General features: G+C 54.9%; 30 protein-coding genes. 2 read left to right on the forward strand and 28 right to left on the reverse strand.

What is annotated here, in order from left to right; all coding sequences use genetic code 11:
- Positions 1-159 precede the first annotated feature (159 nt).
- The gene (locus tag B3C1_RS18775) at positions 160-762 is read left to right on the forward strand and encodes a hypothetical protein (RefSeq protein WP_008486792.1); all 603 of its coding nucleotides are present in this window, start codon (positions 160-162) and stop codon (positions 760-762) included.
- A gap of 66 nt (positions 763-828) precedes the next feature.
- Here B3C1_RS18775 and rplQ read toward each other — a convergent pair whose 3' ends face one another.
- The 28 genes from rplQ to rpsJ form a co-directional block, all read right to left on the reverse strand.
- On the reverse strand, positions 829-1,227 hold the full coding sequence (gene rplQ, locus B3C1_RS20005) for a 50S ribosomal protein L17 (protein WP_008486793.1): 399 nt from the start codon (positions 1,225-1,227) through the stop codon (positions 829-831).
- A 42-nt stretch (positions 1,228-1,269) separates the two neighbouring features.
- Positions 1,270-2,259 (reverse strand): DNA-directed RNA polymerase subunit alpha, encoded by a 990-nt coding sequence (locus tag B3C1_RS18785; RefSeq protein ID WP_008486794.1) that lies wholly within the window; start codon positions 2,257-2,259, stop codon positions 1,270-1,272.
- Between the two features lie 25 nt (positions 2,260-2,284).
- The gene (gene rpsD / locus B3C1_RS18790) at positions 2,285-2,905 is read right to left on the reverse strand and encodes a 30S ribosomal protein S4 (RefSeq protein WP_008486795.1); all 621 of its coding nucleotides are present in this window, start codon (positions 2,903-2,905) and stop codon (positions 2,285-2,287) included.
- 30 nt (positions 2,906-2,935) lie between these two features.
- Positions 2,936-3,325, reverse strand: a complete 390-nt coding sequence (rpsK, locus tag B3C1_RS18795) for a 30S ribosomal protein S11 (RefSeq protein WP_008486796.1) — start codon at positions 3,323-3,325, stop codon at positions 2,936-2,938.
- Between the two features lie 16 nt (positions 3,326-3,341).
- Positions 3,342-3,698 carry a 30S ribosomal protein S13 gene (gene rpsM, locus B3C1_RS18800; RefSeq protein WP_008486797.1) on the reverse strand — a complete coding sequence of 119 codons (357 nt, stop codon included), beginning with the start codon at positions 3,696-3,698 and terminating at the stop codon, positions 3,342-3,344.
- A 108-nt stretch (positions 3,699-3,806) separates the two neighbouring features.
- Complete coding sequence (rpmJ, locus tag B3C1_RS20010) at positions 3,807-3,920, reverse strand: 50S ribosomal protein L36 (protein WP_008486798.1); 114 nt, start codon at positions 3,918-3,920, stop codon at positions 3,807-3,809.
- A 41-nt stretch (positions 3,921-3,961) separates the two neighbouring features.
- Complete coding sequence (gene secY / locus B3C1_RS18805) at positions 3,962-5,284, reverse strand: preprotein translocase subunit SecY (protein ID WP_008486799.1); 1,323 nt, start codon at positions 5,282-5,284, stop codon at positions 3,962-3,964.
- A 6-nt stretch (positions 5,285-5,290) separates the two neighbouring features.
- Positions 5,291-5,725, reverse strand: a complete 435-nt coding sequence (gene rplO / locus B3C1_RS18810; RefSeq protein WP_008486800.1) for a 50S ribosomal protein L15 — start codon at positions 5,723-5,725, stop codon at positions 5,291-5,293.
- 4 nt (positions 5,726-5,729) lie between these two features.
- The gene (gene rpmD, locus B3C1_RS18815; protein WP_008486801.1) at positions 5,730-5,912 is read right to left on the reverse strand and encodes a 50S ribosomal protein L30; all 183 of its coding nucleotides are present in this window, start codon (positions 5,910-5,912) and stop codon (positions 5,730-5,732) included.
- Positions 5,913-5,916: 4 nt separating this feature from the next.
- On the reverse strand, positions 5,917-6,417 hold the full coding sequence (gene rpsE / locus B3C1_RS18820) for a 30S ribosomal protein S5 (protein WP_008486802.1): 501 nt from the start codon (positions 6,415-6,417) through the stop codon (positions 5,917-5,919).
- Positions 6,418-6,426: 9 nt separating this feature from the next.
- A complete protein-coding gene (gene rplR, locus B3C1_RS18825; RefSeq protein WP_008486803.1) occupies positions 6,427-6,780 on the reverse strand; it encodes a 50S ribosomal protein L18 in 354 nt (117 codons plus the stop codon).
- Positions 6,781-6,789: 9 nt separating this feature from the next.
- Complete coding sequence (gene rplF / locus B3C1_RS18830; RefSeq protein WP_008486804.1) at positions 6,790-7,320, reverse strand: 50S ribosomal protein L6; 531 nt, start codon at positions 7,318-7,320, stop codon at positions 6,790-6,792.
- 12 nt (positions 7,321-7,332) lie between these two features.
- On the reverse strand, positions 7,333-7,725 hold the full coding sequence (rpsH, locus tag B3C1_RS18835; protein ID WP_008486805.1) for a 30S ribosomal protein S8: 393 nt from the start codon (positions 7,723-7,725) through the stop codon (positions 7,333-7,335).
- A gap of 22 nt (positions 7,726-7,747) precedes the next feature.
- Entirely contained in the window at positions 7,748-8,053 is a 306-nt protein-coding gene (rpsN, locus tag B3C1_RS18840; protein WP_008486806.1) for a 30S ribosomal protein S14, read from the reverse strand.
- A gap of 12 nt (positions 8,054-8,065) precedes the next feature.
- Complete coding sequence (rplE, locus tag B3C1_RS18845; RefSeq protein WP_008486807.1) at positions 8,066-8,605, reverse strand: 50S ribosomal protein L5; 540 nt, start codon at positions 8,603-8,605, stop codon at positions 8,066-8,068.
- 15 nt (positions 8,606-8,620) lie between these two features.
- A complete protein-coding gene (gene rplX / locus B3C1_RS18850; RefSeq protein ID WP_008486808.1) occupies positions 8,621-8,935 on the reverse strand; it encodes a 50S ribosomal protein L24 in 315 nt (104 codons plus the stop codon).
- Positions 8,936-8,946: 11 nt separating this feature from the next.
- A complete protein-coding gene (gene rplN, locus B3C1_RS18855; protein ID WP_008486809.1) occupies positions 8,947-9,315 on the reverse strand; it encodes a 50S ribosomal protein L14 in 369 nt (122 codons plus the stop codon).
- A 173-nt stretch (positions 9,316-9,488) separates the two neighbouring features.
- Positions 9,489-9,749 (reverse strand): 30S ribosomal protein S17, encoded by a 261-nt coding sequence (rpsQ, locus tag B3C1_RS18860; protein WP_008486810.1) that lies wholly within the window; start codon positions 9,747-9,749, stop codon positions 9,489-9,491.
- The gene (gene rpmC / locus B3C1_RS18865; protein WP_008486812.1) at positions 9,749-9,940 is read right to left on the reverse strand and encodes a 50S ribosomal protein L29; all 192 of its coding nucleotides are present in this window, start codon (positions 9,938-9,940) and stop codon (positions 9,749-9,751) included. The genes rpsQ and rpmC overlap by 1 nt, the downstream gene beginning before the upstream one ends.
- The gene (gene rplP / locus B3C1_RS18870; RefSeq protein ID WP_008486813.1) at positions 9,940-10,353 is read right to left on the reverse strand and encodes a 50S ribosomal protein L16; all 414 of its coding nucleotides are present in this window, start codon (positions 10,351-10,353) and stop codon (positions 9,940-9,942) included. Before rplP ends, rpmC begins: the two co-directional genes overlap by 1 nt.
- A gap of 12 nt (positions 10,354-10,365) precedes the next feature.
- On the reverse strand, positions 10,366-11,052 hold the full coding sequence (rpsC, locus tag B3C1_RS18875) for a 30S ribosomal protein S3 (RefSeq protein WP_008486814.1): 687 nt from the start codon (positions 11,050-11,052) through the stop codon (positions 10,366-10,368).
- Positions 11,053-11,067: 15 nt separating this feature from the next.
- Positions 11,068-11,400 (reverse strand): 50S ribosomal protein L22, encoded by a 333-nt coding sequence (gene rplV / locus B3C1_RS18880; RefSeq protein WP_008486815.1) that lies wholly within the window; start codon positions 11,398-11,400, stop codon positions 11,068-11,070.
- A gap of 10 nt (positions 11,401-11,410) precedes the next feature.
- On the reverse strand, positions 11,411-11,689 hold the full coding sequence (gene rpsS, locus B3C1_RS18885) for a 30S ribosomal protein S19 (RefSeq protein ID WP_008486816.1): 279 nt from the start codon (positions 11,687-11,689) through the stop codon (positions 11,411-11,413).
- Positions 11,690-11,708: 19 nt separating this feature from the next.
- Complete coding sequence (gene rplB / locus B3C1_RS18890) at positions 11,709-12,533, reverse strand: 50S ribosomal protein L2 (RefSeq protein ID WP_008486817.1); 825 nt, start codon at positions 12,531-12,533, stop codon at positions 11,709-11,711.
- Positions 12,534-12,550: 17 nt separating this feature from the next.
- A complete protein-coding gene (gene rplW, locus B3C1_RS18895; RefSeq protein ID WP_008486819.1) occupies positions 12,551-12,850 on the reverse strand; it encodes a 50S ribosomal protein L23 in 300 nt (99 codons plus the stop codon).
- On the reverse strand, positions 12,847-13,452 hold the full coding sequence (gene rplD / locus B3C1_RS18900) for a 50S ribosomal protein L4 (protein ID WP_008486820.1): 606 nt from the start codon (positions 13,450-13,452) through the stop codon (positions 12,847-12,849). Before rplD ends, rplW begins: the two co-directional genes overlap by 4 nt.
- An 18-nt stretch (positions 13,453-13,470) precedes the next feature.
- Entirely contained in the window at positions 13,471-14,109 is a 639-nt protein-coding gene (gene rplC, locus B3C1_RS18905; protein ID WP_008486822.1) for a 50S ribosomal protein L3, read from the reverse strand.
- 42 nt (positions 14,110-14,151) lie between these two features.
- The gene (gene rpsJ / locus B3C1_RS18910) at positions 14,152-14,463 is read right to left on the reverse strand and encodes a 30S ribosomal protein S10 (protein WP_008486823.1); all 312 of its coding nucleotides are present in this window, start codon (positions 14,461-14,463) and stop codon (positions 14,152-14,154) included.
- A gap of 122 nt (positions 14,464-14,585) precedes the next feature.
- Here rpsJ and B3C1_RS20700 point away from each other — a divergent pair.
- On the forward strand, positions 14,586-14,787 hold a 202-nt coding region (locus B3C1_RS20700; protein WP_237751019.1), incomplete at its 3' end, for a hypothetical protein.

Below are 14,787 nucleotides of genomic sequence, written 5' to 3' on the forward strand. Positions count from 1 at the left end.
CTTGGCAACGAGGCGGCATTATAGGGAGCTTGCTTCAGATCACAAGATCTTTTTTCAACTCTCGCCGATCTTTTTAGAAACGGCTAAAAGATGTACTGGGAACTTTAGTTCCTGCTTGCAGACCAACCTACTAGATAACTACATAAAGAGGGGTACCCCATGGGCTTGCGTTATCTGGGCTGTGTAGCCTTACTTTGTATAAGTACGGCCTACGCCACCGACACTTCATTACATGACCTGCTGGAGAGCCAGGTCAAAACCAACAATTCGGTACCCAAGGGAGTGTCGGTACTGCTGCAGAATTACCCAAGCGCGTCACAACTGATCTTGGCGGAGGCTTTTCGGACCTATCCCCAACAGGTGCCGGCTATCATCAAAGCCGTGGTACATCATCAACCTGCCTTAGCGGCATTAGCGGTAGATCAGGCATTGAAGCTGCCGGGGGTCAGCACCGGTGCCATAGTCCAGGCGGCGATCAGTGCCGATCCGGCCTGCTCTGACCTGGTGATTGGTTCGGCCATGCAAGATGAACCCGACCAATTCCATGACATTATCACCGTTGCCCTTTCCACCGAGCCTTTGGCGGTAGACAGCATAGTGCAGTCGGCTGCCATGGAAAGACCAGAGCGGATCCGTGAACTGATACAGCTGGTCCAGGAGTTGGTGCCTGACCAGGTGGATGAAATATTAGCGAACCTTCATGCCCTTTTCCCCAATGACCCTGCCACCGAAACAGAGCAGGTTCAGGCCAACAACCACTGAGCTATAAAAGAGGCATAAAAAAAACCGAGGCAGATGCCTCGGTTTTTTCATTTCTGGCGAGTCGCTTTACTCAGCAGCAGCTTCTTCAGCAGCAGCTTCAGTCGCAACAGGACGATCAACCAGTTCTACGAAAGCCATGGGGGCGTTGTCGCCGGCACGGAAACCGCACTTCAGAATGCGCAGGTAACCGCCGGGGCGATCTTGGTAACGCGGACCCAGTTCGTTGAACAGTTTGCCTACAACCTCTTTATCGCGGGTGCGGGCAAAGGCCAGACGACGGTTAGCAACACTGTCGGTCTTAGCCAGGGTGATCAACGGCTCAACCACGCGACGCAGCTCTTTCGCCTTCGGCACGGTCGTCTTGATAACTTCATGACGAACCAGGGAACTGGCCATGTTACGGAACATGGCCTGGCGGTGGCTGCTGTTGCGATTTAGTTGACGACCACTCTTACGATGGCGCATGGGAGTTTCCTTTTAACTAAATCAGTTGAACACGTAACCTGATTAATCTCTGTCGACCAGACTGGCAGGCGGCCAGTTCTCCAGGCGCATGCCCAGAGAAAGACCACGGGAGGCCAATACGTCTTTGATTTCAGTCAGAGATTTCTTACCAAGGTTAGGCGTCTTGAGGAGCTCTACCTCGGTACGCTGTACCAGGTCACCGATGTAGTGGATGGCTTCTGCCTTCAAGCAGTTAGCCGAACGCACTGTAAGCTCCAGATCATCAACAGGACGCAGCAGGATCGGATCGAACTCAGGCTTCTCTTCTTTCTGCTCAGGCTCGCTCATGTCGCGCAGTTCGACAAAGGCTTCCAACTGCTCAGCCATGATAGTGGCGGCGCGGCGGATGGCCTCTTCGGGATCGATGGTACCGTTGGTTTCCATGTCGATCACGAGCTTGTCGAGGTCGGTGCGTTGTTCAACACGAGCGCGCTCTACGTTGTAGGCGATACGCTCAACGGGAGAGAAACCGGCGTCGACCAACAGGCGGCCAACGGGACGGTCATCCTCTTCCAGAGAAAGACGAGAAGACGCAGGAACGTAGCCACGACCCACCTCAACCTTGATACGCATGGAAATTTGCGCGTCGCCGGTCAGGGTGCAGATGTGGTGTTCAGGGTTCATGATTTCCACATCACCATCAGTGGTGATGTCTGCTGCCACTACCGCACCAGCACCGCTCTTATTGAGCGTCAGGATGGCTTCGTCCTTACCGTGCAGTTTGACGGCCAGACCTTTCAGGTTCAGGAGGATTTCAATAACGTCCTCTTGAACGCCTTCCTTGCTGGAGTACTCGTGCAGTACGCCATCAATTTCCACTTCCGTCACGGCACAGCCGGGCATGGAAGACAGAAGAATGCGACGCAGCGCATTACCAAGGGTGTGACCGAAACCGCGTTCAAGCGGCTCCAGGGTCACCTTGGCTCGAGTCGGGCTGAGGCTTTCAATGTCCACCAGCCGCGGCTTGAGAAAATCAGTAACAGAACCCTGCATATAGTCCTCTCTAGTGCGTTAAGCTTTACTTGGAGTAAAGCTCGACGATCAGCTGTTCGTTGATGTCGGCGGACAGATCAGTACGCTCAGGAAGACGCTTGAAGGAGCCTTCCATCTTGTCTTTGTCAACTTCCAGCCAGGTCGGCTTTTCACGCTGCTCGGCCAGTTCCAGAGCCGCTTTAACGCGAGCTTGTTTTTTGGCCTTTTCACGGATGGAGACGACGTCGTTTACGGAGATCTGGAAAGAGGCAATGTTGACAACCTTGCCGTTAACCAGGATCGCCTTGTGGCTAACCAGCTGGCGAGCTTCAGCGCGAGTAGCACCGAAACCCATGCGGTAGACCACGTTGTCCAGACGAGTTTCCAGCAGCTGCAACAGGTTTTCACCGGTGTTGCCTTTCAGACGAGCTGCTTCTTTGTAGTAGTTACGGAATTGCTTTTCCAGCACACCGTAAATGCGACGAACTTTTTGCTTCTCGCGCAGCTGTACGCCGTAGTCAGACAGACGGGGCTTACGGGCACCGTGTTGACCAGGAGCTTGCTCGAGTTTGCACTTGGAATCGATCGCACGCACACCGCTTTTCAGGAACAGATCAGTACCTTCGCGGCGGCTGAGCTTGAGCTTAGGACCCAAATATCTTGCCATGTTCTTTCTCCACTATCCTCTAGAAGCGAATTAAACGCGACGCTTCTTCGGCGGACGACAGCCGTTGTGCGGAATCGGCGTGACGTCGGTGATGTTGGTGATCCGGAAACCGGCAGCGTTCAGAGCGCGGATCGCGGACTCACGGCCCGGGCCAGGACCCTTCACATTCACTTCCAGGTTCTTCACGCCGTATTCAGCGGCAACGACACCCGCACGCTCAGCAGCAACCTGCGCAGCGAAGGGGGTGGACTTGCGCGAACCACGGAAGCCGGAGCCACCAGCAGTTGCCCAAGACAGAGCGTTACCCTGACGATCAGTGATAGTCACGATAGTGTTGTTGAAAGAAGCATGTACGTGGGCGATACCATCAACCACTTGCTTCTTGACGCGCTTACGAGCACGAGTCGGTGTTTTAGCCATCGTTTACCTTCCCGAATTATTTCTTGATCGGCTTACGAGGACCCTTACGGGTACGCGCATTAGTCTTAGTGCGCTGACCACGTACGGGCAGACCACGACGATGACGCAGGCCACGGAAGCAACCCAGGTCCATCAGACGTTTGATAGACAGGGTGACTTCACGGCGCAGGTCACCTTCAACGGTGTACTTACCGACTTCGTCACGAAGTTTGTCGATTTGCGTTTCATCCAGCTCGCGGATTTTCACGCTTTCTTCAATACCAGCGGCGGCACAAATGGCCTTAGCGCGGGTACGACCGATGCCATAAATGGCAGTCAGTGCGATCACAGCATGCTTATGATCAGGAATGTTAATGCCGGCTATACGGGCCATCAACTGCACTCCTAAAGTGGGTGGCTATCTGCGGAAAGCCCGTAAGGATACCCAACAGAAAGCCTGTTTTCAATTAAGCTGGCCAGCTATTTGCTGGCCAGCCCCGGATTAGCCTTGCCGTTGCTTGTGCTTCGGCTCAGTGCAAATCACGCGTACCACGCCGTGGCGCTTGATGATTTTGCAGTTGCGGCAAATTTTCTTAACGGATGCACGAACTTTCATTGCTTACTCCGTATGTTCAACGACACCAAAGGCTGGGCGGCTTAGCGCCCGTAGCCCTTGAGGTTCGCCTTCTTCAGGACGGACTCATACTGATGGGTCATCATATGGGTCTGCACCTGCGCCATAAAGTCCATGATGACAACCACGATAATGAGCAGCGAGGTACCACCGAAGTAGAACTGCGCATTGAACGCCACCATCATGAACTCAGGGATCAGACACACCAGGGTGATATAGATCGCGCCGGCCAAAGTTAGGCGAGTCATCACTTTGTCGATATAGCGAGCTGTTTGCTCGCCCGGGCGAATGCCCGGAATAAAGGCACCGCTCTTCTTCAGATTCTCTGCAGTCTCGCGCGGGTTGAAAACCAGCCCGGTATAGAAGAAGCAGAAGAAGATAATGGCTGCTGAATACAGCATCACGTACAACGGCTGACCTGGCGACAGAGACAGGGCCACATCTTGCAGCCAGGACAGTGACTCGTTCTTACTGAACCATTGAGCCAGAGTACCTGGGAACAGGATGATGGAGCTGGCGAAGATCGGCGGGATAACCCCGGCCATGTTGATCTTCAGCGGCAGGTGGGTGCTTTGGGCAGCAAAGACACGACGGCCCTGCTGACGTTTGGCGTAGTTGACGACGATGCGACGCTGGCCGCGCTCGACGAATACCACACCAAAAGTAACCACCACTACCGTTACAGCAATCATGAGTACGACGAGAACGCTCGTCCCCTCATGGTTCCACTGCTCTACTGTCTTACCGAGAGCCGGCGCCAAGCCAGCCACAATACCGGCGAAGATCAGGATGGAGATACCGTTACCGATACCCCGCTCTGTGATCTGCTCACCCAGCCACATCAGGAACATGGTACCGGTCACCAGGCTGACTACTGCAGTGAAGTAGAAAGCCGGGCCCGGGGACAGTACCAGTCCGTCGACCATATTGGGCAAGCCAGTGGCAATCCCGAAAGATTGCACTATCGCCAACGCCAGGGTACCCCAGCGCGTGTATTGGCTGATCTTACGGCGCCCTGCCTCACCTTCCTTTTTCAGTTCGGCAAGTGCAGGGTGCACGACGGTCAACAGCTGCACGATGATCGACGCCGAGATATACGGCATGATCCCCAGTGCAAAGACCGATGCCCGCTCAAGAGCACCACCGCTGAACATGTTGAACATGGACACGATGGTGTCTTTTTGCGATGCAAACAGATCGGCAAGAACAGCAGCGTCAATACCAGGAATGGGGACGAAGGAGCCAGCCCGGAAAACGATAATCGCCCCGAGCACGAAGAGCAGTCGACGTTTGAGTTCCGACAGTCCGCCTTGTGCCTTGTTGGTGTCCAGTCCTGGTTTAGCCATTGCCTATTATTCCTCGACCTTTCCGCCAGCGGCTTCGATGGCAGCGCGGGCACCTTTGGTGACACGCAGACCACGAACAGTCACAGGACGCTCGATGGCGCCGGACAGTACGACCTTGGCGAATTCAATGTTACGGGTGATGACGTTAGCGTCTTTCAGGCTGTTCAGATCAACCACATCACCTTCTACCTTGGCCAGCTCGGACAGGCGCACTTCAGAAGTCACCAGGGACTTGCGAGAAGTGAAGCCGAACTTCGGCAGACGGCGTTGCAGCGGCATCTGACCGCCTTCAAAACCAGCACGTACTTTACCACCACTGCGGCTCTTTTGACCTTTATGGCCACGGCCACCGGTTTTACCCAGGCCAGAACCGATACCACGACCGACACGCTTAGGAGCGGACTTGGAACCAGCGGCAGGGGACAGGGTATTCAGTTTCATCCGATTAGCCCTCCACCTTCACCATGTAATAGACCTGGTTGATCATGCCACGCACGGCCGGAGTATCTTCCAGCTCAACGGTGTGGTTGATCTTACGCAGGCCAAGACCGCGCAGCGTGGCTTTGTGCTTAGGCAGACGGCCAATGGAGCTGCGAGTTTGGGTTACTTTTACTGTCTTGTTAGCCATGTGATTACCCCAGAATTTCTTCAACGGTGAGACCACGTTTGGCCGCTACGGCTTCCGGAGACTTGACGTCAACCAGGGCGCCGATGGTTGCACGAACCACGTTGATCGGGTTGGTGGAACCGTAAGCTTTGGACAGTACGTTGTGTACGCCAGCCACTTCCAGGACGGCACGCATGGCGCCGCCGGCGATGATACCGGTACCTTCAGAGGCAGGCTGCATGTACACCTGGGAGCCGGAGTGACGGCCTTTAACCGGGTGGTGCAGCGTAGTGCCGTTCAGGGACACGGTTACCATGTTGCGGCGAGCTTGTTCCATGGCCTTTTGAATGGCGGCAGGAACTTCACGGGCTTTACCGTAACCGAAACCGATGCGACCGTTGCCGTCGCCCACTACAGTCAGTGCAGTGAAGCTGAAGATACGGCCGCCCTTAACTACTTTAGAAACGCGGTTAACGCTGATCAGTTTTTCGATCAGGTCACCGGCTTGCTTTTCTACGTTCGCCATGACTGCTCCTTAGAACTTCAGGCCGGCTTCACGAGCGGCGTCAGCCAAGGCGGCGACACGACCGTGATATTTGAAACCGGAACGATCGAATGCAACGCTGGTGACACCTTTCTCAAGGGCACGCTCGGCAATGGCTTTACCCACTGCTTTGGCGGCGTCGACGTTGCCGGTGTATTTCAGTTGCTCGGCCAGCGCCTTCTCCTGGGTGGAGGCGGAGGCGATAACTTCAGAACCGTTGGCTGCGATCAGCTGAGCGTAAATGTGGCGCGGTGTACGGTGAACCACCAGACGATTCGCACCCAGCTCTTGGATCTGCTTGCGTACGCGAGTAGCGCGACGCAGACGAGATGCTTTCTTGTCCATAGTGTTACCTTACTTCTTCTTAGCCTCTTTACGCAGGACGTTTTCGTCGGAATAACGCACACCTTTGCCTTTGTAGGGCTCGGGCGGACGGTAACCGCGAAGGTTGGCAGCCACTTGGCCTACCAACTGCTTGTCTGCGCCTTTGATAACCACTTCAGTTTGGCTCGGGCACTCGGCAGTGATGCCTTGCGGCAGTTCATACTCTACCGGGTGAGAGAAGCCCAGGGCCAAGTTCACTTTGGAACCTTGCACCTGCACTTTGTAACCCACGCCAATCAATTGCAGCTTACGGCTGAAGCCTTCAGTAACACCGATGACCATGTTGTTGATCAGGGCACGGGCAGTACCGGCCTGAGCAATTTCAGTAGCACCGTCTTTCAGGCTAACTTTCAGCTGGTTGTCTTCTTGGTTCACGGCCACAGCGTTGTTCAGAACGCGGCTGAGAGTACCGTTTTTACCCTTAACTGTGATTTCCTGACCGTCGAATTTAACTTCAACGCCGGCAGGAATAACCACAGGTGCTTTAGCGACACGAGACATTGTTCTACCCCCTTACGCTACGTAGCAGATGATTTCGCCACCCATGCCGGCTTTACGCGCAGCACGGTCGCTCATCACGCCCTTGGACGTAGAGACGATAGCAACGCCCAGACCACCCATGACTTTCGGCAGCTCATCTTTTTTCTTATAGATGCGCAGACCGGGGCGGGAAACGCGTTGAATGCTCTCGACAACCGGCTTGCCCTGGAAATACTTCAGGGTCACTTCCAGCTCGGGCTTGACGTCGCCAGAAACTTGATAACCGGCGATGTAACCTTCTTTCTTCAGCGTCTCGGCGATAGCCACCTTCAGCTTGGAAGAAGGCATGGAGACCGCAACCTTACGCGCCTGTTGGCCGTTACGGATGCGAGTCAGCATGTCAGCGATAGGATCTTGCATGCTCATAATGCTTCACTCCCTAAGTGGCTTACCAGCTAGCCTTTTTCAGGCCAGGAATTTCACCGCGCATCGCAGCTTCACGCACCTTGATACGGCTCAGGCCGAACTTGCGCAGGAAAGCGTGCGGACGACCAGTCACACGGCAGCGGTTACGCTGACGGCTGCGGCTGGAATCACGCGGCAGGGATTGCAGTTTGAGCACGGCGTCCCAACGCTCTTCGTCAGAGCTGTTGACGCTGCTGATAGTAGCTTTCAGGGTCGCTCGCTTTTCAGCGAACTGAGCTACCAGCTTGGCGCGCTTGGCCTCGCGGGCCTTCATTGATTGCTTTGCCATAACCCTAATTCCTTACTTTTTGAACGGGAAGTTAAAGGCAGCCAGCAGAGCACGACCTTCCTCGTCATTCTGCGCAGTAGTGGTGATGGTGATGTCCAGACCACGTACGCGATCGACTTTGTCGTAGTCGATTTCAGGGAAGATGATTTGCTCGCGAACACCCATGCTGTAGTTGCCACGACCGTCGAAAGATTTCGGGTTGAGGCCACGGAAGTCACGGATACGGGGAATAGAAATCGAGACCAGACGCTCGAAGAATTCCCACATACGTTCGCCACGCAGGGTTACTTTGCAACCAATGGGGTAGCCTTCACGGATCTTGAAGCCCGCCACGGATTTACGCGCTTTGGTGATGAGGGGCTTCTGACCGGAAATGGCTGCCAGGTCGGCAGAGGCATTATCCAGCAGCTTTTTGTCAGCCACAGCTTCACCTACACCCATGTTCAGGGTGATTTTCTCAATCCGAGGGACTTGCATGACTGTCTTGTAGCCGAGCTGCTTGAACAGTTCAGGCACTACAGTCTCTTTGTAGAAATCATGCAGTTTCGCCATCGTTTACTCCAAAAATCAGTTGATGACTTCGTTATTGGACTTGAAGAAACGGACCTTTTGGCCTTCTTCAAGACGGAAACCGACACGGTCAGCCTTGCCAGTTTTGGGGTTAAAGATGGCTACGTTGGAAGCCTGAATAGGGGCTTCTTTCTCGATAATGCCACCCTGAACACCCAGGTAGGGGTTGGGCTTTTGGTGTTTTTTGATGACGTTTACGCCTTCAACGATCAGCTTGCCGGTAGCCAGGACCTTGGTGACTTTGCCACGCTTGCCCTTGTCTTTGCCGGTCAGCACGATCACTTCATCGTCACGACGAATTTTCGCTGCCATTGGGATACTCCTTACAGTACTTCCGGCGCCAGAGAGATGATCTTCATGAACTTCTCTGAACGCAGTTCACGAGTCACCGGGCCGAAGATACGGGTGCCAATGGGTTCCTGCTTAGCATTAAGCAGTACCGCAGCGTTACGATCGAAACGGATCAGAGAACCGTCAGGACGACGCACACCTTTTTTGGTACGCACTACCACCGCGTTAACCACATCACCTTTTTTCACTTTACCGCGCGGAATTGCTTCCTTAACGGTAACTTTGATGATGTCGCCAACAGCGGCATAACGGCGGTGCGAACCACCCAGAACCTTAATACACATTACGCTGCGAGCGCCGCTGTTATCAGCAACGTCGAGCATACTTTGCATTTGGATCATGTTAGTGCTCCGCTAATAAATAACTACAGCCCAGAATTGGGCCACCTTTGGCTGCCTATAGCAAAGGCGCGACAGTTTAACACCATCACCCCGCCATGGGTAGCGCCAAGGCCAATAAAAATACAATGACCCCGTAGCCGGGGTCATTGATGGGTTGCGCGGGCTAAGGTCGATTAGACCTTGGCCGGACGCTCAACGATCTCAACCAGGGTCCAGGACTTGGTCTTGGACAGCGGACGGCATTCGCGAATGGTCACGACGTCGCCAGCTTGGCACTCGTTGTTTTCGTCATGCACGTGCAGCTTGGTGGTGCGCTTGATGAACTTACCGTAGATCGGGTGCTTAACAAAGCGCTCGATGGCTACAGTAATGGACTTGTCCATTTTATCGCTGACCACACGGCCCTGCAGTGTACGAACAGTCTTCTCAGTCATTACGCACCTGCCTTCTCGTTGAGAACAGTTTTGACGCGTGCAATATTGCGACGCACTTTCTTCAGCTCGTGGCTCTGAGACATCTGACCGGTCGCTGCTTGCATGCGCAGGTTGAATTGCTCACGCAGCAGGTTGATCAGTTCAGCGTTCAGGTCCTCAACGCTTTTTTCACGCAGTTCTGTCGCTTTCATCACAGCACCGTCCGGATCACAAAGGTGGTCTTAAACGGCAGTTTGGCGGCCGCCAAGGCGAACGCTTCACGTGCCAGCTCTTCGGAGACACCGTCCATTTCATACAGGACCTTGCCGGGTTTGATCTCGGCGACCCAGTATTCTACGGAACCTTTACCTTTACCCATCCGCACTTCCAGAGGCTTCTCGGAGATCGGCTTGTCGGGGAATACCCGGATCCAGATCTTACCTTGACGCTTGACGTGACGGGTCATGGCACGACGGGCTGCTTCAATTTGACGCGCGGTCATACGACCACGGCCGATGGCTTTCAGGCCAAAGGTACCGAAGGAGACCTTGGCACCGGCTTGCGCCAATCCGCGGTTGCGCATCTTGTGCTGCTTGCGGAATTTTGTACGTTTCGGTTGCAACATCGCTGGAACTCCTTACTTGCCACCTTTGCCTTTCTTCTTCGGCTCGGGCTGCACTTCGGCTACCGGCATACCGCCCAGAACTTCACCTTTGAAGATCCAAACTTTGGTGCCGATCACGCCGTAAGTGGTGTGAGCTTCGGAAGTGGCATAATCGATGTCAGCGCGCAGGGTGTGCAGCGGCACACGGCCTTCACGGTACCATTCGGTACGAGCGATTTCGGCGCCACCCAGGCGGCCGTTCACTTCTACCTTGATACCCTTGGCACCCAGACGCATGGCGTTTTGTACCGCACGCTTCATAGCGCGACGGAACATGACGCGGCGCTCCAGCTGGCTGCTGATGCTGTCAGCTACCAGTTGCGCATCCAGCTCAGGCTTACGCACTTCGCTGATGTTGATTTGCGCGGGCACGCCGGCAATCTTGGCAACGGCTTTGCGCAGCTTCTCAACGTCTTCGCCTTTCTTACCGATCACCACACCCGGACGAGCGGTGTGAATGGTGACACGGATAGACTTGGCAGGACGCTCGATGACGATACGGGATACGGAAGCGGCAGCCAGTTCCTTTTTCAGGAACTTGCGCACTTCGTGGTCGCCGTACAGGTTGTCAGCAAAGTCTTTGGTGTCCGCATACCAGGTAGCGTTCCAGGGCTTCACGATGCCCAGGCGGATACCATTAGGATGTACTTTCTGTCCCATTGCTTATCTCCCGGTTCAACGGTCAGCGACAACCACAGTGATGTGGCTGGTACGCTTGAGGATACGATCCGCACGACCTTTGGCGCGGGGCATGATGCGTTTCATGGTCGGACCTTCGTCAACGAAGATCTTGGCCACTTTCAGTTCATCAATGTCCAGACCGTAGTTGTGCTCGGCATTGGCAATGGCAGACTCCAGTACCTTCTTGACCAGACCGGCAGCTTTTTTGTCGCTGAAGGTCAGAGTGTCAATGGCCTTGGCCACGGGCAGACCGCGAACCTGATCAGCAACCAGGCGAGCCTTCTGCGCAGAGGTACGGGCAAAACGATGTTTAGCGATAGCTTCCATCTTTTACTCCTTAACGCTTCTTGGCTTTCTTGTCCGCGGCGTGACCACGGTAAGTACGGGTCGGCGCGAACTCGCCCAGCTTGTGACCGATCATTTCGTCGGAAACGTAGACTGGAACATGCTGACGACCATTATGGACAGCGATGGTCAAACCGATCATGTTCGGAATGATCATTGAACGACGGGACCAAGTCTTGATAGGTTTCTTGTCCCCGCTTTCCACCGCTTTCTCTACCTTCTTCAGCAAGTGCAGGTCGATAAACGGACCTTTCTTGAGAGAACGTGGCATGGTGATTCCTCTACCTTAGTTACTTGCTACGACGGCGTACGATGAACTTGTCAGTACGCTTGTTCTTACGGGTTTTAGCGCCCTTGGTCGGCTTGCCCCACGGAGATACCGGGTGACGGCCACCAGAGGTACGGCCTTCACCACCACCGTGCGGGTGATCGACGGGGTTCATCGCCACACCGCGGACGGTGGGACGAACGCCACGCCAGCGCTTGGCACCGGCTTTACCCAGTTGACGCAGCATGTGCTCAGCGTTGCCTACTTCACCAACGGTGGCGCGGCAATCGGCAGGCACTTTGCGCATTTCGCCGCTACGCAGACGCACGGTTACATAAGCGCCGTCGCGAGCAACGATTTGGACGTAGGCACCGGCAGAACGAGCGATCTGAGCGCCTTTACCAGGCTTCAGTTCGACAGCGTGCACGGTAGAACCAACAGGGATGTTGCGCATCGGCAGGGTGTTACCTGCTTTGATGGGGGCATCCACACCAGATTGGATCTTGTCGCCAGCCTGCAGGCCTTTGGGGGCCAGGATGTAGCGACGCTCACCGTCTGCATACAGAACCAGTGCGATGTTGGCGCTGCGGTTCGGATCGTATTCCAGGCGCTCTACAGTGGCAGGTACGCCATCTTTGTTGCGCTTGAAGTCAACGATACGGTAGTGCTGCTTGTGACCACCACCGATGTGACGGGTAGTGATGCGGCCAGCATTGTTACGACCACCGGTCTTGGACTTTTTGTCCAGCAGGGCGGCGTGCGGTTTGCCTTTGTGCAGCTCAGGGTTAACCACTTTAACAACGTGGCGGCGACCCGGAGATGTCGGCTTACATTTAACGATAGCCATAGCTCTGAATCCTCCCCTTACTCAGCGCCGCCGAAGTCGATCTCTTGACCGGGCTTCAGGGTCACGTAGGCTTTTTTCCAATCGCTGCGACGGCCGAAGCGGGCGCCGTGACGTTTGGTTTTGCCTTTGACATTGACGGTGCGAACAGCGTCCACTTCTACTTCGAAGAGCTTCTCTACGGCAGCCTTAACTTCGGCCTTGGTAGAGTCGGTAGCGATCTTCAACACAACAGTGTTGAACTTCTCGGCAACCATGGTGCTCTTTTCAGAGACGTGAGGGGCGCGAATCACTTTCAGAATGCGTTCTTCACGGATCATGCCAGCATCTCCTCAAGTTGCTTCACAGCACCGGCAGTCATCAGCACCTTGTCGAAGGCGATCAGAGATACCGGGTCGATACCGGCTACATCACGCACGTCGACCTTGTACAGGTTGCGGGCCGCCAGGAACAGGTTCTCGTCGACTTCTTGAGTCACGATCAGCACGTCCTTCAGCTCCAGCTCGCCAAGCTTGGCGACCAGTTCTTTGGTCTTGGGTGCAGAGACAGCGAAGTTCTCGACAACAACCAGGCGCTCCTGACGAACCAGTTCAGACAGGATGCTCTTGATCGCGCCGCGATACATTTTCTTGTTAACTTTCTGCTCGTAGTTTTGCGGCTTAGCGGCAAAACTCACACCACCGGAGCGCCAGATGGGGCTGCGGATGGTGCCGGCACGGGCGCGGCCGGTGCCTTTTTGACGGAAGGGCTTCTTGCCGCCGCCGGATACTTCTGAGCGGGTCTTCTGAGCACGGGTACCCTGACGAGCAGCGGCAGCGTAGGCCACTACTACTTGGTGTACCAGGGCTTCATTCAGCTCACGCCCAAAGGTAGCTTCGGAAACTTCAAGAGCGCCTTGCGCGTCTTTCAATACCAATTCCATCACCTATCTCCTCAGACGTTACGCTTTCACAGCGGGTTTAACGATGAGGTCACCACCGGTAGCGCCGGGAACGGCGCCTTTAACCAGCAGCAGGCCGCGCTCGGCGTCTACACGAACCAGTTCGAGGTTCTGAGTAGTCACGCGCTCGTCGCCCATGTGACCAGCCATCTTCTTGCCCTTGAACACCTTACCCGGGGATTGGTTTTGACCAATAGAACCGTGTACGCGGTGAGACAGGGAGTTACCGTGAGTAGCGTCTTGAGTGCGGAAGTTCCAACGCTTAACAGCACCTGCGAAGCCTTTACCTTTGGAGGTACCGGTTACGTCAACTTTCTTGACGTCTTCGAACAGGGACACGCTCAGCTCGGCACCCAGCTCCAGGCCTTCGCCTTCGCCGTCTGCCAGACGGAATTCCCACAGGCCACGGCCGGCTTCAACACCAGCTTTGGCAAAGTGACCCGCTTGCGGCTTAGTCACACGGTTGGCTTTCTTGGAGCCGGTGGTGATTTGCAGCGCACGGTAACCGTCGCTCTCCAGGGTCTTAACCTGGGTAACGCGGTTGCTTTCTACTTGGATTACGGTCACGGGAATGGAGACGCCATCTTCGGTGAAGATGCGGGTCATCCCGACTTTTTTACCGACTAGACCAATAGTCATTTTTAACCTCTAAGACTGTTCAGAGTGTTATCACGCAGAGGATCAGCCCAGGCTGATCTGTACGTCGACGCCAGCGGCCAGATCAAGGCGCATCAGGGCGTCAACAGTCTTGTCGGTGGGTTCTACGATATCCACCAGACGCTTGTGAGTACGGATCTCATACTGATCCCGCGCATCTTTGTTGACGTGCGGAGAGATCAGCACGGTGAAACGCTCTTTGCGGGTCGGCAGCGGAATAGGACCGCGAACCTGGGCGCCAGTGCGTTTGGCCGTTTCCACGATTTCCGCAGTAGACTGGTCGATCAAGCGGTGATCGAAAGCCTTCAGGCGGATACGGATACGCTGATTAGCCATTTCAATTGACTCCGAATAAAAGAACTAAAGAGCAACAGACAAAAAAACGCACTTCTACCGCATTTCTGATGAAATGGGAGAAGTGATTCTCTTATCCGTCAGCCCCAAATCGGGGCTGCTGTGTGGGTGAACCTATTGTTCACCGATATCAGCAAGAGCATTACCTTCGCATGGAAGGCCGGGGAATTATACGCAAAGGCCAGGGAAAAACAACCCTGGCGCACAAAAATCCAGCACTGCCCTGCCCTACAGGCAAAAAAGAAGGGGCGCCGAGGCGCCCCTTCTTCTGGCAATCAACGCGATTAGGCGATGATTTTGGCAACT

This window comes from Gallaecimonas xiamenensis 3-C-1 (genome assembly GCF_000299915.1).
In the GTDB taxonomy this organism is placed as follows: domain Bacteria; phylum Pseudomonadota; class Gammaproteobacteria; order Enterobacterales; family Gallaecimonadaceae; genus Gallaecimonas; species Gallaecimonas xiamenensis.